Source organism: Parasphingorhabdus sp. NYA22, assembly GCF_976973735.1.
In genome coordinates, this window is record NZ_OZ333477.1 from 2,316,336 (window position 1) to 2,339,528 (window position 23,193).

The 23,193-nt window shown below is 57.2% G+C and carries 21 protein-coding genes; 6 read left to right on the forward strand and 15 right to left on the reverse strand.

What is annotated here, in order from left to right:
• Window positions 1–8 precede the first annotated feature (8 nt).
• A complete protein-coding gene (locus ACWFTY_RS11175) occupies window positions 9–1,160 on the reverse strand; it encodes a DNA methyltransferase (protein ID WP_447524301.1) in 1,152 nt (383 codons plus the stop codon).
• 331 nt (window positions 1,161–1,491) lie between these two features.
• Here ACWFTY_RS11175 and ACWFTY_RS11180 point away from each other — a divergent pair, with 331 nt between their 5' ends.
• Window positions 1,492–2,523, forward strand: coding sequence for an acyl-CoA desaturase (locus ACWFTY_RS11180; RefSeq protein WP_447524302.1), 1,032 nt, complete (start codon window positions 1,492–1,494; stop codon window positions 2,521–2,523).
• Here ACWFTY_RS11180 and ACWFTY_RS11185 read toward each other — a convergent pair.
• The 5 genes from ACWFTY_RS11185 to glmM are packed head-to-tail and all read right to left on the reverse strand — an operon-like array spanning window position 2,520 to window position 5,599.
• Window positions 2,520–3,077 carry a ribonuclease HII gene (locus tag ACWFTY_RS11185; RefSeq protein ID WP_447524303.1) on the reverse strand — a complete coding sequence of 186 codons (558 nt, stop codon included), beginning with the start codon at window positions 3,075–3,077 and terminating at the stop codon, window positions 2,520–2,522. The two genes, ACWFTY_RS11180 and ACWFTY_RS11185, sit on opposite strands and share 4 nt — an antisense overlap.
• Window positions 3,074–3,847, reverse strand: a complete 774-nt coding sequence (gene thiD, locus ACWFTY_RS11190; RefSeq protein ID WP_447524304.1) for a bifunctional hydroxymethylpyrimidine kinase/phosphomethylpyrimidine kinase — start codon at window positions 3,845–3,847, stop codon at window positions 3,074–3,076. The genes ACWFTY_RS11185 and thiD overlap by 4 nt, the downstream gene beginning before the upstream one ends.
• The gene (locus ACWFTY_RS11195) at window positions 3,844–4,035 is read right to left on the reverse strand and encodes a hypothetical protein (protein ID WP_447524305.1); all 192 of its coding nucleotides are present in this window, start codon (window positions 4,033–4,035) and stop codon (window positions 3,844–3,846) included. Before ACWFTY_RS11195 ends, thiD begins: the two co-directional genes overlap by 4 nt.
• Window positions 4,032–4,259, reverse strand: coding sequence for a DUF1272 domain-containing protein (locus ACWFTY_RS11200; RefSeq protein WP_447524306.1), 228 nt, complete (start codon window positions 4,257–4,259; stop codon window positions 4,032–4,034). The genes ACWFTY_RS11195 and ACWFTY_RS11200 overlap by 4 nt, the downstream gene beginning before the upstream one ends.
• Window positions 4,259–5,599 carry a phosphoglucosamine mutase gene (gene glmM, locus ACWFTY_RS11205; RefSeq protein ID WP_447524307.1) on the reverse strand — a complete coding sequence of 447 codons (1,341 nt, stop codon included), beginning with the start codon at window positions 5,597–5,599 and terminating at the stop codon, window positions 4,259–4,261. Before glmM ends, ACWFTY_RS11200 begins: the two co-directional genes overlap by 1 nt.
• A gap of 171 nt (window positions 5,600–5,770) precedes the next feature.
• Between glmM and ACWFTY_RS11210 the strand changes: the two genes are divergently transcribed.
• Window positions 5,771–6,991 (forward strand): dicarboxylate/amino acid:cation symporter, encoded by a 1,221-nt coding sequence (locus ACWFTY_RS11210; protein ID WP_447524308.1) that lies wholly within the window; start codon window positions 5,771–5,773, stop codon window positions 6,989–6,991.
• Entirely contained in the window at window positions 6,988–7,980 is a 993-nt protein-coding gene (locus ACWFTY_RS11215; RefSeq protein ID WP_447524309.1) for an aldo/keto reductase, read from the forward strand. The genes ACWFTY_RS11210 and ACWFTY_RS11215 overlap by 4 nt, the downstream gene beginning before the upstream one ends.
• A 3-nt stretch (window positions 7,981–7,983) precedes the next feature.
• Here the strand turns inward: ACWFTY_RS11215 and ACWFTY_RS11220 are convergent, their stop codons facing one another.
• The 3 genes from ACWFTY_RS11220 to ACWFTY_RS11230 are packed head-to-tail and all read right to left on the reverse strand — an operon-like array spanning window position 7,984 to window position 12,282.
• Complete coding sequence (locus tag ACWFTY_RS11220) at window positions 7,984–9,279, reverse strand: amidohydrolase family protein (protein ID WP_447524310.1); 1,296 nt, start codon at window positions 9,277–9,279, stop codon at window positions 7,984–7,986.
• Window positions 9,276–10,676 (reverse strand): amidohydrolase, encoded by a 1,401-nt coding sequence (locus ACWFTY_RS11225; RefSeq protein WP_447524311.1) that lies wholly within the window; start codon window positions 10,674–10,676, stop codon window positions 9,276–9,278. The genes ACWFTY_RS11220 and ACWFTY_RS11225 overlap by 4 nt, the downstream gene beginning before the upstream one ends.
• A 16-nt stretch (window positions 10,677–10,692) precedes the next feature.
• Complete coding sequence (locus ACWFTY_RS11230; RefSeq protein WP_447524312.1) at window positions 10,693–12,282, reverse strand: peptide MFS transporter; 1,590 nt, start codon at window positions 12,280–12,282, stop codon at window positions 10,693–10,695.
• A 161-nt stretch (window positions 12,283–12,443) separates the two neighbouring features.
• Here ACWFTY_RS11230 and ACWFTY_RS11235 point away from each other — a divergent pair, with 161 nt between their 5' ends.
• Both ACWFTY_RS11235 and ACWFTY_RS11240 read left to right on the forward strand, forming a co-directional pair.
• A complete protein-coding gene (locus ACWFTY_RS11235) occupies window positions 12,444–13,046 on the forward strand; it encodes a nitroreductase family protein (protein WP_447524313.1) in 603 nt (200 codons plus the stop codon).
• An 81-nt stretch (window positions 13,047–13,127) separates the two neighbouring features.
• Window positions 13,128–13,472: a GntR family transcriptional regulator gene (locus tag ACWFTY_RS11240; protein ID WP_447524314.1), complete on the forward strand. Its 345-nt coding sequence runs from the start codon at window positions 13,128–13,130 to the stop codon at window positions 13,470–13,472.
• Between the two features lie 7 nt (window positions 13,473–13,479).
• Here the strand turns inward: ACWFTY_RS11240 and ACWFTY_RS11245 are convergent, their stop codons facing one another.
• The 5 genes from ACWFTY_RS11245 to ACWFTY_RS11265 all read right to left on the reverse strand — a co-directional run bounded on the left by ACWFTY_RS11245 (window position 13,480) and on the right by ACWFTY_RS11265 (window position 21,923).
• Window positions 13,480–15,483 (reverse strand): hypothetical protein, encoded by a 2,004-nt coding sequence (locus ACWFTY_RS11245; protein WP_447524315.1) that lies wholly within the window; start codon window positions 15,481–15,483, stop codon window positions 13,480–13,482.
• Between the two features lie 3 nt (window positions 15,484–15,486).
• Window positions 15,487–16,869, reverse strand: coding sequence for a PEP-CTERM-box response regulator transcription factor (gene prsR / locus ACWFTY_RS11250; RefSeq protein WP_447526884.1), 1,383 nt, complete (start codon window positions 16,867–16,869; stop codon window positions 15,487–15,489).
• Window positions 16,869–18,965, reverse strand: coding sequence for an XrtA/PEP-CTERM system histidine kinase PrsK (gene prsK, locus ACWFTY_RS11255; RefSeq protein WP_447524316.1), 2,097 nt, complete (start codon window positions 18,963–18,965; stop codon window positions 16,869–16,871). Before prsK ends, prsR begins: the two co-directional genes overlap by 1 nt.
• 1 nt (window position 18,966) lies before the next feature.
• Window positions 18,967–20,355 (reverse strand): TIGR03013 family XrtA/PEP-CTERM system glycosyltransferase, encoded by a 1,389-nt coding sequence (locus ACWFTY_RS11260; RefSeq protein ID WP_447524317.1) that lies wholly within the window; start codon window positions 20,353–20,355, stop codon window positions 18,967–18,969.
• 176 nt (window positions 20,356–20,531) lie between these two features.
• Window positions 20,532–21,923: a helix-turn-helix domain-containing protein gene (locus ACWFTY_RS11265; RefSeq protein WP_447524318.1), complete on the reverse strand. Its 1,392-nt coding sequence runs from the start codon at window positions 21,921–21,923 to the stop codon at window positions 20,532–20,534.
• 196 nt (window positions 21,924–22,119) lie between these two features.
• On the opposite strand from ACWFTY_RS11265, the gene ACWFTY_RS11270 reads away from it, so the two are divergent.
• Complete coding sequence (locus tag ACWFTY_RS11270; protein ID WP_447524319.1) at window positions 22,120–22,548, forward strand: hypothetical protein; 429 nt, start codon at window positions 22,120–22,122, stop codon at window positions 22,546–22,548.
• Here the strand turns inward: ACWFTY_RS11270 and ACWFTY_RS11275 are convergent.
• Window positions 22,545–23,138, reverse strand: coding sequence for a DUF3501 family protein (locus ACWFTY_RS11275; RefSeq protein ID WP_447524320.1), 594 nt, complete (start codon window positions 23,136–23,138; stop codon window positions 22,545–22,547). The two genes, ACWFTY_RS11270 and ACWFTY_RS11275, sit on opposite strands and share 4 nt — an antisense overlap.
• Window positions 23,139–23,193: the final 55 nt, after the last annotated feature.

A 23,193-nucleotide genomic window follows, 5' to 3' on the forward strand; every position in this document is an offset into this window, starting at 1 on the left:
CGCCCATATCAGGGTTCGGTGGCCAGCAAATAGGTCTGCCGCAAATTGTCGATCGGCTTCAGATCTTTGCCGTCCTTGTAATACCAGTAGGTCCAGCCATTGCAGCTGGGCGCATCCTGTACGGTCGCGCCGATTTTGTGGATCGAGCCTTCCTCACCGTCCCAGATAACCGAGCCATCCGCCCGGACCTTGACTTTGAATTTACGGTTCTTGCTGCACAGTTCGTCACCGGGCTTCAGATAGCCGGTTTCCACCAAGGTGCCAAAAGCAACCCGCGGTTTGGATTTGGGGGACTGCATCGTCTTGAGCGAGCTTTCGTCGAGCGGCAAAGCTTCGGCGATGCGCTGTTCTGCGACTTCGCAATAGCTGTCTTCTTTCTCGCAACCGATCCATTCGCGGCCCAGTCGCTTCGCAACCGCGCCGGTAGTGCCGGTACCGAAGAAGGGGTCGAGCACGACATCGCCGGGATTGGTCGTTGCCAGCATGATCCGATAAAGCAGTGCTTCCGGCTTCTGGGTCGGGTGCGCCTTGGTGCCATTGCGTTTCAGCCGTTCCTGGCCACCGCAAATCGGCATCACCCAGTCGCTGCGCATCTGCAATTCATCATTGAGATTTTTCATCGCACGATAGTTGAACGTATATTTCGATTTTTCCGATTTCGACGCCCAGATCAATGTCTCGTGCGCATTGGTGAAGCGGGTTCCCTTGAAATTGGGCATCGGATTGGCCTTGCGCCAGATGATGTCGTTGAGGATCCAGTAGCCCAGATCCTGAAGCGAAGCGCCGACCCGGAAGATATTATGATAGCTGCCGATCACCCACAGAGAACCGTCGGGCTTGAGAATACGGCGCGCTTCCGCCAGCCAGGCCTTGGTGAAGGCATCATAGGCGGCAAAGCTGTCAAAATGGTCCCAGGCGTCGTCCACGGCATCCACCTGCCCGCCTTCCGGACGATAGAGATCACCGCCAAGCTGCAGATTATAGGGTGGATCGGCGAAGACCATATCGACCGAAGCATCGGGAAGTGATGCCATCGCGGTGATGCAATCCATCTTCAGTATCTGCCCCAATGGCAGCTCGACAGATTTCTTTGCAGTGCGTGTTCCAGCGCTTGGCGCGGTGCGTGTTTTGGGCGCCTGAATGCGCTCGATAATCCCCATGAAACTCTATTCCTTTTTTCAACAGCGCCAACGGTGAGTCCCAAATGGCTGGCGGTCAAGGCCGTTAACATAGGTTAAAGGCGTATCTTTATGGTTAACAGAAACCTGGCCGGGAGAACGAAACGAGTCCGTCACCAGATATGGAGTCAGAGCTGACTCGCGAGACTCAATCCCTAGTGGTGTGGCGTAAAAGACTCGTTCGGGAAGTTTATTTGTTCAAAATCGGGAAATCGTCGAAATTCAAATTTGGTTCACAAAAAGCCGCGTTCCGGCTATATGCTTAATCAACAGTAAAGGTCCACAGCGTAACAGTCCGGGGGTCGGTGAACAGATGGCACGTAATTTTCGCGATAAATATCAGCAAGAGAATGGCATTTCTCAGCAGAGCGATGAACCTCGTCCGCATCCCGGTGTAATTGTCGGCGGCGAAGCCGGGCGCGAAAAACGCAAGGAATATGCGATTGTTTTCGGATCAAAAATTTTCGGATCGATTGCCGCTGTCTGGTGGATGTTTACTTATGATACCGGCTGGGTCGAATGGTCCGCCTTCATCGCGGGATATATCGTATTGATGCTCGGCATCGTGCTTGGCTTTCACCGCTATTATTCGCACAAGTCCTTTGAAACCTCGGTACCGATGCAATATATTCTCGGCGCAATGGCACAAATGTCGATCCAGTCTTCAGTGCTGCGCTGGGCCACCGACCATCGCCGCCACCATGCGCATAGCGATGAAGTGGGCGATGTCCACAGCCCCTGGCTCGATGGCCGCGGTCGCAAGACAAGCAGGCTGAAGGGAATGTTCCACTCGCATTTCGGTTGGTTCATGGACGATTGTGTCACCGACACCAGCATCTATGGCAAGGGACTTGCCGACAATGAAGTCGTGCTCTGGCTGCACAAGACACGCTGGTTCTGGCTGGTCTTCTCGCTGATCATCTTTCCCGGCATCTGGGGCCTTGTCTTTGGTGGATGGGACCATGTCCTCGGCACGATCTTGATCGGCGGCTATTTCCGCACATTCGTGGTCCTGCAGATCACCCTCGGAATTTCCAGCTACGCCCATGTTGTCGGATCACAGCGCCACACCAAAGGCGTCGGCACATCGAAAAACAGCTTTCTGTTCTCGCTGCTGACCTTCGGCGAAGGTTGGCACAACAATCACCACAAGCACCCCCGGGCAAGCTTTCAGGGCATGGCATGGTGGGAAATTGACATCGCTGGCTATGTCCTGCTTCTGCTGGAGAAAATGGGTCTGGTCTGGAATGTGACCCGCCAGCCCAAATATATCAAAAGCGAAAGCGGCGAATGGGTGTTGGCAGAACGCAAGATTGCTCCGAAGCCAGCGAAGGTTGAGGCCTAGATCAATTCCATCTGGGATACCGGTGCAAAGCTCCTGCGGTGCAGCGGCGTCGGTCCATAATGCCTTAGCGCGGCCAGATGCTCCGCCGTGCCATAGCCTTTGTTACGTTCCCAGCCATATTGCGGATATTGTTCGGCCGCAGCAATCATCAGCCGGTCACGAAACTCCTTGGCGATTATGGAAGCGGCAGAAATACAGGGATGAAGAGCATCGCCGCCAATCACCGCTTCGGCTGAGAAGCCCCATTTGGGCAAGCGATTACCATCGACCAGTATATGATCGGGCACCGCATCCAGACCCTCCACGGCCCGCGTCATCGCCAGCATGGTCGCCTGCAATATATTGATTTCGTCAATCTCGATCTCGGAACATTGGGCCACCGAAAAGCGGGCACATTCCATGATTTCCACTTCGTATCGTGCGCGCTTTTTCGCCGTCAGCTTCTTGCTGTCGTCCAGTCCCGCAATGCTGTGATTATCAGGCAGGATGACAGCGGCAGCGACGACGGGACCTGCCAGCGGTCCCCTGCCCACCTCGTCGACGCCAGCGATCATCGTTGCTCATCCTGAAAGTCGGTAACAAACTGATGGCCGAGCGGACCACTGCCTTCGCCAAGACCGGGTGCTTCCAGTATCGCGATGCGGGTGAAAGATATTGCCTGTTCGAATGCCGCATTCAAATCCAGCCCGCTGCCCAGCCCGCAAGCCAGAGCGCTGGCAAAGGTGCAGCCGGTGCCATGGGTTTCGTTCGTATCCAGTCGTTTGCCCTCGATCCGTCTGATCAGGCCGCCGGGTGCATAAAGCTCGTCCACGACCACAGAACCGTCTCCGTGACCACCCTTGATCACCAGATGGCAACCATGGCTCAATATCTCGTCCTTGCCGCCCAGCGCCTCCAGTTCCGGCAAATTGGGCGTAACCACCGATGCAACGTCCATCAGCTTGTCGAAGGCCGCGATCGTATCGCTGTCCGCCAGCGCGCTGCCGCTGGTCGCGATCATCACCGGGTCGAAGACTACCGCTATGCTGAGCTTCTCCAGATAATCCGCCACTGCCCGGGCCGCTTCGGCGCTTCCGATCATCCCGATCTTGACCGCATCGACGCCAATGTCGCTGACCACGGATTCAATTTGCTGCAAAATCATCGCGGTCGGCACCTGGTGAACCGCTTGAACGCCAAGCGTATTCTGCGCGGTGATCGCGGTAATCGCAGTCATCGCATGGCCGCCGAGCATGGTAATGGTTTTGATATCCGCCTGGATGCCGGCGCCGCCACCGCTATCCGAACCGGCGATCGACAATATTCGCGAACAATTTCCGGTCACAGGAACAACGGCCCGACTTGCACGATCAGGAACCATTCAAAGGCCCCGACGATCAACAGGATAGGAAGCCAGAACCGACGGAAAAACCCGCGTGCGAAGAAAAACAAAAGCAGCGAGAACAGGAGTGGCAGGATCAGACCGAGAACCACGATGGTTCTGGCATCCATAGCATCGAGAAAACTCATCATGATCTGTATTTCCGTTCAGTCGAAGCCGGATATTTGACCAGCAGCGCCTCTGACCGGGTCGGCCTTTGTGTCAGCGCACCGCCGCAATTGGGGCAGATATTGTGGAGCTGTTCGTCATTGCACCTGCCACAAAATGTGCATTCGAAACTGCAGATCAATGCTCCAGCCTGCTCGGCCGGCAAATCCGTGCCACAGCTTTCACAATCGGGACGCATTGCCAGCATCAGCCCGCAACCTCCTCTACCACCGCACAAATCCGGTCGACCACTGCATGGACCTGTGCCTCGTCATCACCTTCCGCCATCACCCGGATCAGCGGTTCGGTTCCCGATTTGCGGATCACTAGCCGACCGCAGCCTTCCAGTTCCTTCTCTGCCTCGGCAATCACGGCCTTGACCTTTTCGCTCTCGAGCGGCTGGCCCTCGCTATAGCGAACATTCTTGAGCAATTGCGGGACCGGATCAAAAAGATGCAGCAATTCGCTTGCCGGTTTGCCGCTCTCCACCAGTTCGCCGAGCACCTGCAAGGCAGCGACAGTGCCGTCGCCGGTGGTACCATGGTCGAGCAGGATCATATGCCCCGATTGCTCGCCACCGACATTGTAACCGCCCTTTTTCATCTCTTCCAGAACATGGCGATCGCCGACTTTCGCGCGCACCAGATCCAGATTCTGGCTGTTCAGAAATCTTTCCAGCCCGAGGTTGGACATTACGGTGGCGACAATCCCGTCACCACGGAGCAACCCGTTGCGGCTCCAGCTCGACCCGATCAGGGCCATCAGCTGATCGCCGTCAACCACCTGCCCTTTTTCATCAACCACGATCAGTCGATCCGCATCGCCGTCCAGCGCTATGCCGATATGCGCGCCGGATGAAACCACCGTTTCCTGTAATATCGCAACATCCGTGGAACCGCATTTGTCGTTTATGTTCAGACCATTGGGACTGATACCTAGCGGCACAATTTCGGCACCCAGTTCCCAGAAGGCCGAAGGGGCAACCTGATAGGCGGCACCGTTCGCACAATCACAGACAATCTTGAGCCCGTCGAGCCGGATATGCTCCGGCAAGGACATTTTCACCGCATGGATATAGCGGCCGCGCGCATCTTCATAGCGCCTGGCCCGCCCGATATCTGCCGGCATTGCCAGCTTGGCATCTTCCTCGAGATAGGCCTCGATCTTGAACTCGTCATCGTCGGACAGTTTGAACCCGTCCGGACCGAACAGTTTGATGCCATTGTCGTAATAGGCGTTGTGGCTGGCGGAGATCATCACCCCGAGATCGGCGCGCATCGAACGGGTGAGCAGGGCAACAGCGGGGGTCGGCAACGGTCCGACCTGCACAACATCCATGCCAACGCTGGTAAAGCCGGCGACCAGAGCATTTTCCATCATATAGCCGGACAGCCTCGTATCCTTGCCGATGACAACCCGGTGACGATGATCGCCGCGCTGGAAATGGCGACCGGCGGCCTGCCCCACTTTCATGGCGATCTCTGCCGTCATCGGATGCTTGTTGGTCAGGCCGCGTATCCCGTCGGTACCGAAAAACTTCTTTGTCATATCTACTTATGTCCCACCATCGTCGCGCCCGTTACGCCTGTCTCTAGCCGATGGACCGGCTGGAGACCAAGGGCGAATGAAAGCGATAGCAAAAATTACACATAATCACCCCTTGCCAGCACCGGCCTGTCATGGTTGATGGTCTGCTTGGGAATCCGAAGAGGAAGAATTTTGAAAAAAGCACTGATCATTCTCCTCGCCCTTGTTCTCGGCATATTAATCGGACTCTTCGTCGGTCCGGAGAATGGATTGCTGGTCGAAGCCGCCGATGTCGTAGGTAACATGTGGCTCAACGCGTTGCGGATGACGGTGATCCCGCTCGTTTTCACCTTGCTGATCGTTGGCATCGGCAAGGCAGCATCGATGGCCCGCGCCGGGCGGATGACCGCCCGCGCGATAGGATTCATGATATTCATCTTATGGTGTTCATCCGCCATGGCCGCTCTGGTAACGCCGGCGTTGCTTGAGCTCTTCCCGCTTAACGGTGATGCCGCAGCGGCCTTGCGTTCGGCGCTTGGCGATGCCGCCGCACCGGGAGACGTCCCTCCGTTCAGCGAATTTCTCCGCGCGCTGATACCGACAAATGCAATTGCCGCGGCGGCAGAGGACGCCGTTCTCCCCCTGATGGTCTTTGCTCTCGCCTTTGCCTTCGCGATCACCCGATTGCCCGAAGCGCAACGGCTGATGCTCGACCAGTTTTTCAACGCGGTTGCCAACGCTCTGCTGATCCTCATCCAGTGGGTGCTGGCGCTGGCTCCGCTCGGTGTTTTCGCTCTGGCCTTAGGGGTCGGCGCGAATGCAGGCTTGGCAGCCTTTGGGGCGCTGCTTCATTATGTGTTGATCGTCAGCAGCATCGGCGCAGTGGTCTGGATATTCAGCTATGTCCTGACCTTTGTCGGCGGCAAGCGAGGACCGATTGCATTTTTTAAGGCGTCCGCGCCGGCTCAGTCAGTCGCAATTTCTACCCAAAGCTCGCTCGCCTCGCTGCCGGCGATGGTTAGCGGCGTCAAGGCCATGGGCGTCGGCGATCGTTCGGCAGATGTCGTACTGCCGATTTCGGTCGCGCTGTTCCGCGCTACCGGCCCCTGCATGAATCTGGCCGTCGCGATATATATCGCCCATCTGATGGGCATAGAATTGTCGATTGGCGTTCTCGCTATTGGCGTGGTCGTAGCAGCCATCACCACGATGGGCGCTGTCAGCCTGCCCGGCTCCATCAGCTTCATCACCTCGATTGCACCCATTTGCATCGCCATGGGCATACCCATCGAACCGCTGGTTCTGCTTTTGGCGATCGAGACCTTTCCTGATATCATGCGGACCGTCGCCAATGTCAGCGCGGACATGAGCGTGACCGCGACAATCGCCAGAAGCGAAGGAGATTTGACATGAAATATCGCAAACTCGGACCGGAACTGGAAGTCTCCGCTCTTGGCCTCGGCTGCATGCCGATGGCCGGGATTGGCAAGGGTATGTACGGTATGGCGAGCAGGGCCGAGAGCCTCGCGACCATTGACCGCGCGATCGAACTGGGCGTCACCTTTTTCGATACCGCCGAAGTTTACGGTCCGCATATCAATGAAGAATTGCTCGGTCAGGCCATTAGCGGCCGGCGCGACCGGCTGATCATCGCTACCAAGTTCGGCTTTGCTATAAACGACGGGCAAGTGAACGGTGTCGACTCCAGTCCGGCCAATGTGCGGCGCGCCTGCGAAGGATCACTGCGCCGGCTCGGGGTCGAAACCATCGACCTCTTCTACCAGCACCGCGTCGACCCCAATGTCCCGATCGAGGAGACGGTTGGCGCGATGGCCGAACTCGTGAAAGAGGGCAAGGTCCGATATCTCGGCCTGTCCGAAGCCGGAGCCGCAACGCTGAAAAAGGCCCATGCCACCCATCCGATCGCCGCATTGCAGTCGGAATACTCCCTGTGGGAGCGCGGCGTCGAGGAAGATATCCTGCCGGTCTGTCAGGACCTTGGCATCGGTTTTGTACCCTATAGCCCGCTGGGCCGCGGATTTCTGACCGGCCAGATCAGCAGCCGGGACGATCTGCCGGAAGATGATTATCGTCGCAATGATCCGCGCTATTCGGAAGAAAATTTTGCTGTGAACATGAAACTGGTCGATGTGGTCAAAGAAGTCGCCGGACGGCACCACTGTTCGCCCGCTCAGATCGCCCTTGCCTGGCTGCTGGCCCAGGGCGATTTCATCGTGCCGATCCCTGGCTCGAAAAGACGGGCAACACTGGAAGACAGTATGGCCGCCGTCGAAATCAAACTGACCGAAGCGGATCTCGACGAACTGGAAAAAGCTGCGCCCGTCGGCGGTACGGCAGGCCTCCGCTATGGCGACAGGATGATGTCGATGGTGCGGCTCTAGCTTCTAGTGGTCATAAGCCTTTGGCAAGTCGCCCGGAGCGGGATCGGAATAACGATCCCGTAGACGCATCTGTCGATTGCTCAGTGACTGGTCGACACCGTCGATAATCACCTTCTCCACTTGGGTCGATAGCTCCAGCGGATCACCGGTCCAGATCACGACATCGGCCTGTCGACCGGCCTTGAGAGACCCCAGTTGCCCGCCCATATCCATAATCTCCGCAGGTACGGAACTGATCGCGGCAAAAGCTTCGTCCCAGCTCAACCCGGCAGCGCGCGGCACCTTGTTGAGCGCAACCAGATTGCCGGCATATTGCACGGAATAGCGCAACTGGTGCGCATCGCGGTCGTTGATCATACCGATGGCGACCTTCACACCGGCATCCTTCATCCGCCCGATATTGGACTGGGTCGAAGCCAGATCCTCGAAGCCGTAGGGCAGATCACTCAGCGCCGATGCCAGAACCGGCACACCGGCGGCGGCGATATGATTGGCGACACGCCAGCCTTCATTGGCTCCGACCAATACGATTTTCAGTGCCGGAAAATCCTTGCGCAGGTCCAGCACTTTCAGAATGTCATTGGCGCTTTCGACATGGACAAGCAGCTTGGTGCTGCCGTTGATGACGGGCAGCAGCGCCTTCGCATCCGATGCCTTGAGCAGATCGCTGTCGAACGCCGCCGGATTGCGCGCATAGGTGCGCGCTTCGTCCAGCAGGGCGCGGAAATAGATGTGAGAGGCAGAGCGGCTGCCGCCTGCGCGGCTGTGGCCGGTTTCGCCCAGTTCGACAAATTGGAACGCCCGCGCTCTGGTGATCGGATTTTCATCCTGCCCGAGATCGACAATCGCGCCAAACCCGCCAAAGATCGAGTTGGCTGTGCTGGGTGAAACGACGGCGCGTGTCACCCCCGCGGCGCGGTTTACCGCAACGGCCGAGGCAAAGGGATTGATCGCATATTGAACATCGAGCGCGGCCGAGAACGGCGACTTGCTGGCGTTCATGTCATTGGTTTGGGTGACCGCACCGACCTCGACCAGACCGACGCGACTAAACCCGGCAAATATACCAGGCGTCACCCATTTTCCGGTCGCGTCAATGCGACGCGCATCGGCGGGAATATTCACATTGGCACCGGCAGCGACAACGCGGTCGTTGCGGATCAGCACCGTGCCGCCTTCAATAGGCGCGCTGCCGTCGCCAACCACGACCTTGCCGCCGGTAATCGCAGTGGTCTGCGCAGCAAGAGGAGCAGCGATCAGGGCCGCAGCGGAGGCAAGCAATAGGGTAAAATGTTTCATTTTACGTCTCCTTCACCGGGCTGGCCGAGTTCAAAATCACTGACCGGACGGCGTTTCGCATCGCCACTGTCGAACATCAGCGCCCCGTCGATCCAGACCTTTTCGGGCCGTGCGTATACGCTGAGCGGGTTGCCGTTCCAGAGAACCAGATCGGCCATCTTGCCGGGTTTCAGGCTGCCGGTCATTTCATCAATGCCCATCGCCTTTGCCGGATTGAGCGTGATCCAGCGGATCGCCTGCGCGTCGCTGATGTCTATGCCCATCGCCCTGCCATCGGCGAGCGCCTTGGCCGCTTCCTGATTGAGCCGCTGGATCTGGTTTTCATCATCGCTATGGACGATCACGCAAGCCCCGGCCTTTTGCAACAGCGCCGCATTTTCGGGAATCGCGTCATAGGCTTCCATCTTGAAACCCCACCAGTCGGCCCAGACAGCGGAACAAATGTTTTCTTCTGCCAGAATATCGGCAATTTTATAGGCTTCGACAGCGTGATGGAATGCAGTGACCTTATAGCCGAACTCTTTCGACATATCGATGATCTGGGCAAGCTCGTCGGCCCGGTAGCAATGGTTGTGAACGAGAATTTCGCCATCCAGCACACCAGCCAGTGTTTCCTTGCCGAGGTCCCGCTTCTGGGTCTTGCCGGCGTTGCGCTTGTCGCGATAATCCTGCGCGTCGATCCATGTCTGCCGGTTCAGCGCCAGATTGCCCATGCGGGTCGACGGCATCCGGTTGCGGCTGCCATAAACGCGCTTGGGGTTTTCTCCGCAGGCCATTTTCATGCCATATGGCGCGCCGGGGAATTTCATTGCCTGCACGGTTCGCGCAGGGACATTCTTGAGCGTTACCGAGCGGCCACCGAAAAGATTGGCCGAACCGGGAAGGATCTGCAACGCGGTGATGCCGCCATTGGCCATCGCCCGTGAGAAACCGGGATCCTGCGGCCAGACGCTATGTTCCGCCCAGACTTCCGGGGTCACCGGCGAGGTCGCTTCATTGCCGTCGCTATGGGCTGACACGCTCGGGGTTGGATAGTCGCCGAGATGGCTATGCACGTCGATGATGCCTGGCGTCACATATTTGCCAGAGCCATCCAATATTGTTGCATCCGCAGGAATTGCCGTTTCGGGACCGCCGACAGACGAAATTTTCCCGCCCGCCATGAACACCGTGCCATTGTCGATCCGGCCGCCTTCACCGTCATAGATCGTCACGCCGGTGATGGCAGTCGGAGTCGAAGGATATGCGCTGTAGGTCGACGGGAATGCGACCTTCACGGGCTTGCTCGATTTCGCGGGCGTCGCCGCGCTGGCCGAATTTGTGTCCGCTGCGTTGGCCGTGCAGCCAGCCAACAGCGATCCGCCAGCAAGCAGCGCCAGCAAAGCCCGATATTTCATAGATAGCCCCTTAGTCTTATGGTTTCGTCGTAGGATGGATGCCGGCAGATTGCGGGTCGCCAAATTCCGACTGACCTTCCAGATCGTCACCGACATTGTCATCGGCCAGTGTATCCAGATGCATCAGCTTCTTGATCAACGGCGAAATCACGATCACTGCAACACCAACACCGACAGCAACCCAGCCCACAGTGGAATAGACCTCGAGAACCCGTTCGGGGCCGGCACCTTCCGCACCGACGGCGGATGCGATCAATCCGGCAGCGAAGTTACCGGTGGCCGATGCAAAGAACCATGTCCCCATGATCAGGCTCGCCATATGCGACGGAGCCAGGCGGTTCATCGCGCTCAAACCAACCGGAGACAGGCAAAGCTCACCGGTCGTGTGCAGCAGGTAGATAAGGAAGATGAACAGGACCGGCGTTAGGTTTCCGGTTCCCGCAGCCAGTGCGCCGGCGACCAGGACGAGGAAGCCTGCGCCAAGCTGAATCAGCCCCAGACCAAACTTGGCGGGTGCAGAAGGTTCCAGTCCCTTGCGTGCAAGCATCGTCCAAAGTAGGGCGAACACAGGTGCCAGCAGTACGATATAAATCGCATTGATCGATTGGAATACAGATGCCGGAACTTCGATACCCAATATGTTCCGGTCAACGCTACGATCAGTATATAGGTTCAGAGAAGAACCGGCTTGCTCGAACAACGCCCAGAAAAGAATCGAACCGAAAATCAGGAACATCGCCGCGAAGATACGATCACGGTCCTCCGGCGCCAATTTTGTCACCGCTGTGTAAAGAACATAGATAACCAGTATCGCTCCGGCAATTCCCAACAGCGAACCAACCAGCGCTTGATACTGGATCAGCAACCACACCAGACCAACCGTCAGGAAACTCAGGATATAAAGCAGCCATTCGAATTTAATGCCGCCGACTTTCTTTTCGAGAACCTGCGGATCATTGGGTTCACCACGACCAACCAGCAATGGCTTTCCCCAGACAAACACTACCAGGCCAAGCAGCATTCCAATTCCTGCCGCGCCAAAGCCGTAGGACCAGCCATAAGTCTGACCGAGCCAACCGGCTACGATTGCGCCTAGTGCAGCGCCGAGATTGATGCCCATGTAGAAAATCGTATAGGCGGGATCACGGCGTATGTCGGTGCGCGTATAAAGTTGGCCAACGATGACCGAAATATTGGCTTTCAAAAAGCCCGAGCCAACGATGATGAAGGCCAGCGCCAACCAGAAGATGTTGATGGCCGGATCAGCCTGTCCTGCACCATCTCCTTCGAACGCCATGAGAAAATGACCGAAGGTGAGCAGCAAAGCACCAAAGGCAACTGCCTTGCGCTGCCCTAGATAACGATCAGCTAGATATCCGCCAACCACCGGTGTGATGTAAACCAAAGCAGCATAGGCACCGTAAATGACGCTCGCTTCGCTATCCGAGAACATCCAGTGTTGAACGAGATAGAAAATAAGCAGCGCACGCATGCCGTAATAGGAAAAACGTTCCCACATTTCTGCAAAAAACAGAACGAAAAGACCCTTGGGATGGCCGAGGAATGTTCCTCGCGCATCACCTGATTCAGCGTAACCACCCGACATATACTAACTCCCCGATATTCTGGTCTGGGCTGACCAAGGCAGCCCGGTTGCCCCGCACCCTAATGAAAAAACTGCGCAAGTGAAGCACATTGTTACAAGCGTGACTGGTTTTATCGGGAAATCTGCTTGCAATCCGGACCATCACTTCCAAAGTGGACAGAATGAATGAAAATAAATTCAACGACCTGAGCAGCGTTGCCGCTTACCTGCCTTCCCGCCGGTCCGGACGACCGCGCGACATGGTAGCCCCTGGCCCCAGCGATGCGCAGATCGAGGAAATTGTCTCCATCGCCATGCGCACGCCCGATCATGGAAAGCTGGCGCCGTGGCGTGTGATATCAGTCGGCGATGACCAGCGCACGCGGCTCGCGCAAGGGATTCATAGCGGATATTTGAAGCAAAGGCCGGCTGCCGGGCGGATAGAACTGGAGTCGCTGGAATCCATGGCCTGTCATGCGCCGACCTTGCTCGTGTTGATGTCGTCCCCGGTAGAATCAACCAAGATCCCGCTCTGGGAACAGGAATTAAGCTGCGGCGCTTTCGCCATGAACATGCTGCACGCGGGCCATTCCATGGGATTTGTTGGCAGCTGGATCACCGGCTGGCCGGCGTTTAACGATGACGTACGGGACCTGTTCGGCCAGGCACCGGAAAAAATTGCCGGATTTTTCTATTTCGGAACCTGCGCCGACGAGCCGACGGAGCGGCCCAGGCCGGAACTGGGCGCCATATTGTCGAAATGGGCCCCGCCTCCAGCAGAATAGATCGTTTCATCCGCTACTAAATGGCGGAAAAGGCGGAACTTACACCTTGCCCGCTTCGCTGTATTATGGCAGTGCAGCAGCATGAACAATTCAAGCAAACCTGTCTATTTGAAATTGCGGGACATTATATCCGAGTCCATATTGGATGGAGATTATAACGAAGGCGATATGCTGCCGTCGGTGCGCGTCTTTGCCGCCGAACAGGGCGCCAACCCCCTCACCGTCGCCAAAGCCTATCAGGGTTTTCAGGAAGACGGTCTTGTTACGGTAAAACGCGGCGTTGGCATGTTCGTAGCGGCTGGCGCCAAAAACCGTCTGCGCCTCGCCCAGAGAGAAGATTTCATCAAGAATATCTGGCCACCGGTCGAGCGTCAGATGAAGCGGCTGGATTTGTCGATCGATGATCTTTTGAAAAGCGACGCCTGAACGTCCTTCAGCTTTTGACTTTGTCCTGATCTGCGCGCTGCGCCGCATAGGCACGCCGCAGGCTTTTCCGGTAGACCGGATTGTCCGGCACGATCGCCACTGCCTTCTTGAGCAGGCTGATGGCGTCCTTTTGGCGAGCACTGTCCGCCAGCAAGGCCAGACCGTAAAGATGCGTTACCACCGGGCTTGATGGCTGCACGCGATAGGCGATCCGGCCCGCGGCAATGGCCTCTTTGGTCTGCCCCAGACCGGTATAAGCCTGCGTCAGTCCAGCCATGATCAAGGCATCATTGTCGCCAATCCGCTTGCGCAGATTTTCCAGAATATGGGCTGCGACCGTCCAGCTCTCGGTTTCGAGATGGGCATAGGCCATCCAGCGCAATCCTGCGATACTGCTGGGATTATAGTTGAGATATTGCGCGAGATCTTCGCCCGCTTGCTGCATCTCTCCTTTGGCGCGCAACACCTCGATCAGGCGTAGCATCACCGGTTCGGAGAAACGGATGCTGCGGGCCTGCTCCAGCGCATCGAGTGCCTCGACATAATTGCCCATGGTCGCGGCGACATCGGCGACCAGTATATGCGCTGCGCTCGCTCCGCGATTGCCCTCCTGCAGCCGCTTGGCCTCGGCAAAGGCGGCATCATAATCACCCGCGGTGTAGAGCGCGCGAATATAGGGCACGACCACCCGTGCATCGTTCGGATTGCGTTGCGCCTCGGCGCGCAGCACGCTCAGCGGGGCTTCCGCCATGAAGGCGCTCTCCCGGCCAAAATCATGGATAGCGGCGCGATTCATTATGCCGGCGGCTTGACCGCGCTCGTCAATCGATTCCAGCACGCGGCCCGCCAGCCACAAGGCGTAAGGGTCGGCGCCGCTGCGATTGACCTGCGGTTTGAGCACGTCCACCGCATCAGCCGCACTGCCCGCAAGATAGAGCGACCGGGCCAGCAGGTTTTGCGCCTGCCGGTTGTTCGGCTGGATCGAGACCAGACGTTGAAACTTGTCGACGGCCGCGTTGTGATTGCCTTCGGCATGTTCAATGATGCCCTGCACCAGCAACACCGCCGGGACATTGTCGATCACCCCGCCGGTTTGTTGCATCAACCGTCGCGCCAGATTATATTTGCCGGCCCGGGCGGCGAGAACCGCCTGCATGAAGAAGGCACGCGGATTCTTTCCGTCCAGCGCAATGATCTTGCGCGCAACCACCAGCATATCGGTCATCCGGCCCATATCGCCCAGCGTTGCCGCATATTCCGTCAGCAGAGGCACATCGTTAGCGTCAAGCTCCAGCGCCCGCTCGAACCAGGGCAAAGCGGCACCCAGTCCGAACTGGAAGCGCAATAACTCGCCGCGATATTGCAGCGCCCGGATATTGGCAGGGTCGAGCTTTACGGCCTCGTCAACCGCGTTGGTCGCCCCGGCCTGATCTCCGGACCGTGACCGGAAGCGGGCAATATCGACCCACAGGTCGGGGTTTTGCCCATCCAGTTCCATAGCCCGGTTATAGGCTGCGCCAGCCAGCTGCTCATCACCCATTTGCAGGGCAACCTTGCCCATGATCCGCGCAGCATAGCCTTGATTCTTTGGTGGAATATCGTTGGTCAGCAGCTGATCCCGCGCCTTTTGCGCCTCGCCCTGCAAGGAATAGGCGTGGCCATAGAGATGCCGGACCGCGGCGGGGTCGAGCCCCAGCTGCACCGCCCAGTCCAGTTCTGCCTCGGCGCCAACGCCGTCCCTGAGACCCAGCAAGACCTCGGCCTGCGCCACCCTCGCATCAATCCATTCCGGATCGGCCTTGATCGCATTCATCAATTCGATCCGCGCCGACCGTACATCGCGCCTGGCCCGAAACTGCTCGGCCTTGGCGAACGCTGCCCGCGCTTCTTCATTGCCTTCGCTGGCGCCATAGATGGCAGTCGGGACGCCGACCATGGCCACCGCTAGCGCAGCCGCAAAAATCACCGGCTTGCTGCCCAAGCGCAGTTTCTGGATAAAATCGGTCACCATGTTTCAGCTTGCTTGCTGCAACTTATATTGTTTGAGCAGATCATAGAGAGTCGGGCGACTAATCCCGAGCAATTTGGCCGCATTGGAAATATTTCCGCTGGTCTGGGAAATCGCGCGCAGGATCGCCGAGCGGTCGGCCGCCTCGCGAGCCGCTTTCAGGTTCAGCAGATCGGTTGCCGCATCTTCATCCACTTCCAGATCGAGATCATTGGCGCTGATCATCTTGCCATCGGCCATGATCACCGCGCGCTTGATCCGGTTTTCCAGTTCGCGGACGTTGCCCGGCCAGTGCCAGGCTTCGAGCGCTGCCAGGGCATCGGGCGCCAGACCTTTCACTGCCGGATTGATCTCGGCGGCAAATTTCTTCTGGAAATGCCGCGCCAGCAGGCTGGCATCACCCGAGCGTCCGGACAGAGGCGGGATCTTGATCACGATTTCGGCAAGCCGATAATAGAGATCTTCGCGGAAGGCATTGTCCTTGATCATCTTTTCCAGATTCTGATGGGTCGCACAAACGATGCGCGTATCGACGGCAATGGCCTTGCGTCCGCCGATCCGCTCGATCACCCTCTCCTGTAGAAAGCGCAGCAATTTCACTTGCAGGGGAAGCGGGATATCGCCGACTTCATCCAGAAACAGCGTACCGCCATCAGCCTGTTCGATCTTTCCCTCGGTCGTCTTGATCGCACCGGTAAACGCGCCTTTTTCATGACCGAACAATTCGGATTCCAGCAGGTTCTCGGGAATGGCCGCGCAATTGATCGCGACAAAGGCCTTGTCACGACGATCGCTCGCATCATGCAGGCCCTTGGCGAGCAATTCCTTGCCGGTACCGCTGGCACCCAGCAGCATTACCGAAGCATTGGTGTTGGCCACACGTTCGACCATCTGCGCCACTTTCAGCATTTCGGGCGCACCGGTGATAATCTCGCCCAATATATATCCCTCGCTACTGTTCTTTGCCGCGAGGATGGCATTTTCCTGCTCGAGGTTGCGCACGTGAAAGGCACGCCGGACAATCAGGCCCAGCTCGTCGATGTCGACCGGCTTCTGATAGAAATCCCATGCCCCGCCGGAGATGGCCCGCAAGGCGCTGGCTTTCTCACCATGGCCGGAAGCGACGATGACCTTGGTATCGGGCTTCAGGCTCAATATCGCCTCCATTGTCGCGAAGCCTTCGGTGGTGCCATCGGGATCCGGTGGCAGGCCAAGGTCAAGCGTCACGACATCCGGCTCTTCCGAGCGCAGTTTTTCAATAGCGGTTTCACGGTCACCGGCGATAATGACCTCGAAATCGTCATAAGCCCATTTTAGTTGTTTTTGCAGACCGGGATCGTCTTCGACGATCAGCAGCTTCTCTTTTTTCGGTTGCTCTTTGTCCGGCATCATGCGGCCCTTTCGTCTGCTGAAATTTCTTTCGGTAAATGTTTGGCAAGCGGCAGCAGCAGCGTGAAGCGACTGCCTACGCCTTCCGTGCTCTCCACTTCCAGGCGCCCGTTCATCGCTCGCGCCAGCTCGCGGGCTTCATAGGCACCGATTCCAAACCCGCCCTGTTTGCTGGACGAGAATGGCTTGAAAAGCTGGCTGCGGACAAACTCGGCTGACATGCCCGTGCCCTGATCACATACTTCAATTGCCACGCTGAGGTCCCGGCGCCGCGCGTTGATGGTTATCGGCTGGTCGTTCGTGCTGGCATCGATCGCATTCTGGATCAAATGGCCCAAGATCTGTTCAACCCGGGCGGGATCAGCAAAGATCGTAAGATCATCGACATGGCTGCTTTCCAGACTATGCAACAGCCGTTTCTTCTCGATGATCGAACGGATCAGATCGGCCACCTTGACCGACTTCGGCTCTTCCGGATTGCTCTTGTTATGCTGCGACAACCGTTCGAGCAGGCCATTCATCTTGTCGGCCGAATCCTGCAAGGTTTCGATCATATCCGCCTGGAACTCGGGATTATCGGCATGGCGCTTGGCATTGCGCGCCAGCAGGCTGAGCTGGCTGACGAGATTTTTTATATCATGCATGATGAACGCCATCCGACGATTGAATTCATCAAATCTTTGGGCTTCCGATAGGGATTCTTGACTGCGCGATTCGGCCAGATAGCTAGCCACCTGACGACCGACCACGCGGAGCATATCCAGATCTTCCCAATCCAGTTTGCGGTCGATCCGCGGGCGCGCAAGCAGCATCAAACCGGCAAGCCGATCGAAATGCACCAGCGGAACCGCCACCCATGCCAGGTCATCGTTGCTCATCCAGTCGGGGATGGCTGCGGCGTCACACTTGTTATCCTGACCCGCGCGCAGCGTATCAAATTCGACGATATGACTGGTCCGTTCGAAAAAAGGAATCGTCTTTCCCGTGCACGCGCGCGCCGGGACTTCGATCGACGACCAGTTCCATCGCGATTGCAGTACCAGCTGGCCGGATTCGTCAGGCACCAGCAATATGCCGGCTGGCGATTCGGTTATATCGGCGATCGCCTTGATCACCCTTTCGTGGAACGGCGCGCTATCCGCGCCGGGACGGCCGATGGTATCGGTAAAACGGATCCACTCCGACCGGTAATCATAACGGTGCTGGAAGAAATTTTTGGCCAGTTTGACCTTCAGCCAAGCGCGAAAACGGCCAGACGGGAGCAGCAGCAAGGCACCAATGGTCGCACCGAACAGGAAGCTGATCTGGGCCAGGCGCGCATAGTCACCACCAACGATCTGCAGCGCCGTGGCGATCACGACCATCATCAGCAGATAGCTGCCGATGGCGACCAGCGACAGCGAACGGAACGCGACGCTGCGAGAAAGCTTCAGATTCCATTCGGTATTGCGCAACGATGCCAAGGCCAGGATCGGCGCAATCACCGCCATCATCGGACCGCGCATCGCGTGCAGTTCCAACGGTGTACTCTGGGTCAGATAGGTGATCGTGTACAGATTGAGATCAAAGGTCCAGATCGCGGCCAGCGCGGCCATTGGCAGCCGGATGCCCCAACGCGTTTCCGGCGCTGAAATCGAATAGAGATTGTGAACCAGCACCAACGCCCCGACGGCGAAGATCATCCGCAACACCAGAGAAGTATATAGGGTTACGCCTTCAAGACGCGGACTTCCTGAAAATGCGGGAATCAGCGAATCGACCAGCATCTGGCCGACCAGCACAAAGGCCAGTGCGGCATAGATGCTGTTGACCGTCTTCGGTTCATCGCGCCCTTCCCCGGCTTGCAGCAGAATGAACATGAAGCCTAGCCAGCCAAAATTCCGCACGGTTTCTGCAAATCGGGAAATCGGTGACAGATATCCCTCGACAGCGATCGAAAGCGCCCAGAAGCTGGTCAGCGCGATCGCAATGATCAGCCAGATCTGCTTGTTATTGCGGTCAACCTTGCGCTGGAATTGCCAGATCGCCAGCGCGCCAAAAAGGGCGGCGGCGATGCCATGTCCGAATATGCTGATATAATCGAGAAGCGACACCATTTCAGCGCGCGCCCTCTGGCCACAATACGACCCTTATGGTCTGCAAGATGATCAGCAGGTCCAGAAAGGGCGTATAATTTTTGGCATAATAGAGATCATATTCCAGCTTGTGCCGGGAGTCTTCGGTCGACGCCCCGTAGGGATAATTGATCTGCGCCCAGCCAGTGATCCCCGGTTTGACGATATGTCGCTCGGCATAATAAGGCATTTGCGTTTGCAGATCGTCAACAAATTGCGGCCGTTCGGGACGGGGGCCGACAAAGCTCATCTCGCCTTTCAATACGCTCCAGGCCTGCGGCAGTTCGTCGATGCGAACCTTGCGGATGAAGTTGCCGATACGGGTGATCCGAGGGTCGTTCTCGCTCGCCCAGATCGCCTTGCCATTCGGCTCCGCATCAGCGCGCATCGAGCGGAGTTTCAGAATGTTGAATTTCTGGCCATAAAGCCCGACTCGTTCCTGCTTGAAAAAGGAACCGCCGCGGCTTTCCAGCCTGATAAGCAGCGCGAACAGCAAAATCACCGGTCCCGTCAGAAGCAGCAACAGGAAGCTCAGGAATATATCGAATCCCCGCTTGAATGTGGTCGACAGCCTGCGCCCCGACGAAAAACCGTCGGAGAAAATGAACCAGCTCGGGTTCACACTATCTAGATCGACGCGTCCGGTTTCGCGTTCGAGAAAGCTTGACAGGTCATTGACGTGAACGCCGGTCGTCTTGATCGTGAGCAGATCGGCAACGGGAAGCGCATTGCGGCGCTCCTCGAGCGCCAGCACGACTTCGCTCACCTCGAGATCGATCACATGTTGTGGCAAATTGACGATATCCTGACGGCGTATCGCGCTGTCGATCAGGGTCGCGCCTTCGTTCATCGCGACATAGCCGGCAATGATGAAGCCGCATTCGGGGCGTTTTTCCAGCGCGGCAATACGCCCGGCCCTCGGACCGGCGCCCAGAATGAGCAGGCGCCGTTTAAAAATGTCGCTGTCGAGCATGGTACCGAGTAAAATGCGGATCACCATTAAAAAGGCGATGGCCAATATCATCGCATAGAGGGAATTGGAGCGCCAGAGCGTGATACCGGGCAACGCAAATGCCAGCAAAGACAGAAAAATCACGCCCAGAGAAATTGCCACCAGGATACGGGCAGCAGCAAAACGGAGTGATTGCAGAGCTTCGGGTCCGTAAACACCAACCGCAATCAGTGCCAGTTGCAGGGCAAAGGCAAAACTGAATATCGGTCCCGGGCGGTCAAAGACAGAGCCGACCGCCATTTCGATCTGATGGGCGCGCAATATCCAGCCGACTTCCGCCGCTGAAAGCAACAGCACGAAATCAATCAAGCCCAGAAAAATGACTGGGTATGGAATATAATGTTTGAACAATCGGATCATATCGCGCGCCGTCTTTCCTTGGACATATTCGGCCATAAGGAGAATTCGTTATCTGTCGGTAAATTTTACAGAATAAAATGCGCGCAGGCGCTCTATTTCGTCAATATTGTTCAATATACCGACAGTCGGGCAATATGGTAAACGCAGGTGTTAGGCTGTTTCCGGGGGCTCAGGGCCTAATCATTGACGAAATCAAATGGCGTCAAACCGCGTTCCCGCTCGTCAAATTTAAGCGCCCGGCTGCGCGGTGGCGCTGACCGCTGGGAACATTGCGGCCGGGTACAGGCAGAACAGCCCAACCCGATCGCATCCGCTTGCTCTATGCTCAGGTCCTTGCCGCGCGCATAATGGAGCGAGGACGCAACATCTGCGGAAACCCCAAGCCCGATGGCAAAGGCAGGCGTATGCCCACCGGCGCCGGATCCAATGCCCTGCACCGCTCGCGACAGGGTGAACCATGTCGAGCCGTCTTCCAGAGCCACCAGTTGAGACCGTATTTCCGCCGGCTGTTCGAATACGCGGTGAATATCCCACAGCGGACAGCGATGGGCGCTTTCCACCAGCGGCGCATTGCTGGCCCCGGCATAGCGTTTCGAGATCATGCCGGACCGGTCGATCCGGACCATGAAAAACGGCAGGCCACGCGAGCCGACTCGCTGCAAGGTGGTCAGACGATGGGCGACCTGCTCGAAACCGGCACCGAACCGGCGCTGGAGTAGCTGGATCCGATAGCCACTTTGTTCGCACGCTTTCAGAAAACGGCCATATGGCATCATCAATGCAGCAGCAAAATAGCCGGACAAGTGACGCCGGAACAGTTTCTCCGCCGCGCGGTCGGTAAACTTTCCTCCCGCCGCCAGCGCATCTATTTCTCCCTTCGCCTCGATCTGGCCGAGCAGCAGCGCGGCCTGGAACGTCCTAGAAGCCGGGTCGAGCATTTCGGAAAGCTGCAGTTGCCGGGCGTGAAGGTCCAGTCGGCGCAACTTGTCGGGCAGTACCGTTTCCGGCAGAATACGGATCATCAGCTGATGCTTGACCCGCAGCCGCTCGGTTATCGCACCATAGAGATCGCCGGCGCCAAGGCGCAGTTCATCGGCAAGTTGCTCGGCCATCGAATCGAGATCGGCGAAATGGTTGCGCCAGCGTTCAATTTCGCGGCGGACGGCCTGGATCGGGTCGGGCGCATTGCTCTCCCCTGTCTCGTCGCCTGTCTTGCGATTGTCAAAAAGACGGACAAAGGCTTCCGCCGTATTGGGCGACGCGATAAGCCATTCTTCCAGCTCCGATCGATCGATGGACAGGTCTTCAAACAGAGGATTTGCAAGGCGCTGGCGGATCGCGTCAATGCCGCCACCCGGCTCAGCCGCGATCAATTGCCGTGGATCAAAGTCGAACCTTTCCGCCAGCAGCAGCATCAGGCGGGCGCTCAGGGGGCGCTGGTTGCGTTCTATCAGATTGAGATAGCTGGGCGAGATATCGAGTGCCTCAGCGAGCGCGACCTGGGTCATTGCAGCGCTGCGGCGAAGCCGTTTGATGGCCGCACCGGCATAAAGTTTCTGGACTGTCATGCTGCTCCTATGTAAATTTATTTACAAGATTTCAAGCCGCATCGGCCTCTGTTGTAACATTCAGCGCAATCGATCAATTTCTATCAAATGCCGTTGCAGCCGCCGTCGCCGTTTTGCTCCGCTACCCTCGGGTAAACGTTTCTTAACCGCATCCGGCTATTTCCTTTAGCGAATTTGAAAGAAATTGGTGCCTGCTATGCTCAAAGAATCTATCCTGCTTGTCGCTTCCACCGGACTGGTGATCTATTTCATCACGCCGTCGGAAGAGCCGAAGCCAGTCGAGCCAGTCCCGGTCGAAGTGCAGGAAATGGTCCAGCCCGTCGCCCCGGTATCGGACGATGGCTGGGAGAATGAAGACAGCGAAACAACCGACGACGAGAATTTTGTCTTCGGCGAACCAATGGTCGTTGCCGGCAGCGAGAGCGAAGAACAGCCTTGGGACGAAGACAATAACGTCATTGCTGGATATCAGTCGGACAACAAGAAATCGAGAAGCCGGTCATCTGGCGGCAGCAACGAGCCCTCGTCAGGCAGCCCCCGGCCAGGTGAATTGGGAAGTCTCCAGAATCCGATCGAACGCAACAGCAGCGGCGGTCGGACCCCGGTTGACACCGACGAAAACTAGTCGAGATCCCGAGCCATATCGCGGCGGCATTCATCGCTGATAATCGCGGCATGGCCATAATTGGGGTGATCGATCTGAACCATCACCTGCCCATCCATGCTTTTCCATTTATCGGCCTGTTCACCGGTAAGCGGAAAATGGACAAATTGCACGGCGCTGGCTTTGCCATCAGCCCGGGTGCGGTCGATGTCCTGCTCCGGTTCGGCAGTAACTTTCTCGTCACCGATAATGAGATGAATATGCCGGTCGACGCCGCCTAAGGTCTTGAGGAAAGCGGTGCGGCGTTCTTCCTCATCGATCTCGAACATCAGGGTTCCGGTAAATTCCGATCCATTCGGAACCATCGGATTATAGGCGGCCAGTTCGTCAACCAGCTGCTCTTCCCCGCCCTTTTCGATGCGCAGCATCTCCTGGATCTGCAACCACATGCTCTCCCAGCTTTCCAACTGGATCGTCGCATAAGGTCCGATCGCGATCCGCCGGAATTTCTTGCGCAGGATCGACTCCTGCCGCTTGTCCTTCCGGATCAGCTCGTAATCCTCGAGCGAGATAATGTCTTCACTCGTAATCTGATGGGTGTCGCGGGGCATATTTTATCCTCAAAAATCTTATCAGTCTGTCCGGCCTAGGCCGACGAAGCGAAGC

Bases quoted from the DNA above. Each gene is read 5' to 3' on its own strand.
- ACWFTY_RS11235 (WP_447524313.1), top strand. From the start codon at position 12,444: ATGAATGAAAATAAATTCAACGACCTGAGCAGCGTTGCCGCTTACCTG.
- ACWFTY_RS11240 (WP_447524314.1), top strand. From the start codon at position 13,128: ATGAACAATTCAAGCAAACCTGTCTATTTGAAATTGCGGGACATTATA.
- ACWFTY_RS11185 (WP_447524303.1), bottom strand. From the start codon at position 3,077: ATGATCGCTGGCGTCGACGAGGTGGGCAGGGGACCGCTGGCAGGTCCC.
- ACWFTY_RS11220 (WP_447524310.1), bottom strand. From the start codon at position 9,279: ATGAAACATTTTACCCTATTGCTTGCCTCCGCTGCGGCCCTGATCGCT.
- ACWFTY_RS11245 (WP_447524315.1), bottom strand. From the start codon at position 15,483: ATGGTGACCGATTTTATCCAGAAACTGCGCTTGGGCAGCAAGCCGGTG.
- ACWFTY_RS11180 (WP_447524302.1), top strand. From the start codon at position 1,492: ATGGCACGTAATTTTCGCGATAAATATCAGCAAGAGAATGGCATTTCT.
- ACWFTY_RS11195 (WP_447524305.1), bottom strand. From the start codon at position 4,035: ATGATGAGTTTTCTCGATGCTATGGATGCCAGAACCATCGTGGTTCTC.
- ACWFTY_RS11175 (WP_447524301.1), bottom strand. From the start codon at position 1,160: ATGGGGATTATCGAGCGCATTCAGGCGCCCAAAACACGCACCGCGCCA.
- ACWFTY_RS11260 (WP_447524317.1), bottom strand. From the start codon at position 20,355: ATGATCCGATTGTTCAAACATTATATTCCATACCCAGTCATTTTTCTG.
- ACWFTY_RS11200 (WP_447524306.1), bottom strand. From the start codon at position 4,259: ATGCTGGCAATGCGTCCCGATTGTGAAAGCTGTGGCACGGATTTGCCG.
- ACWFTY_RS11230 (WP_447524312.1), bottom strand. From the start codon at position 12,282: ATGTCGGGTGGTTACGCTGAATCAGGTGATGCGCGAGGAACATTCCTC.
- prsK (WP_447524316.1), bottom strand. From the start codon at position 18,965: ATGGTGTCGCTTCTCGATTATATCAGCATATTCGGACATGGCATCGCC.
- ACWFTY_RS11270 (WP_447524319.1), top strand. From the start codon at position 22,120: ATGCTCAAAGAATCTATCCTGCTTGTCGCTTCCACCGGACTGGTGATC.
- glmM (WP_447524307.1), bottom strand. From the start codon at position 5,599: ATGACAAAGAAGTTTTTCGGTACCGACGGGATACGCGGCCTGACCAAC.
- prsR (WP_447526884.1), bottom strand. From the start codon at position 16,869: ATGCCGGACAAAGAGCAACCGAAAAAAGAGAAGCTGCTGATCGTCGAA.
- ACWFTY_RS11265 (WP_447524318.1), bottom strand. From the start codon at position 21,923: ATGACAGTCCAGAAACTTTATGCCGGTGCGGCCATCAAACGGCTTCGC.
- ACWFTY_RS11215 (WP_447524309.1), top strand. From the start codon at position 6,988: ATGAAATATCGCAAACTCGGACCGGAACTGGAAGTCTCCGCTCTTGGC.
- ACWFTY_RS11225 (WP_447524311.1), bottom strand. From the start codon at position 10,676: ATGAAATATCGGGCTTTGCTGGCGCTGCTTGCTGGCGGATCGCTGTTG.
- ACWFTY_RS11275 (WP_447524320.1), bottom strand. From the start codon at position 23,138: ATGCCCCGCGACACCCATCAGATTACGAGTGAAGACATTATCTCGCTC.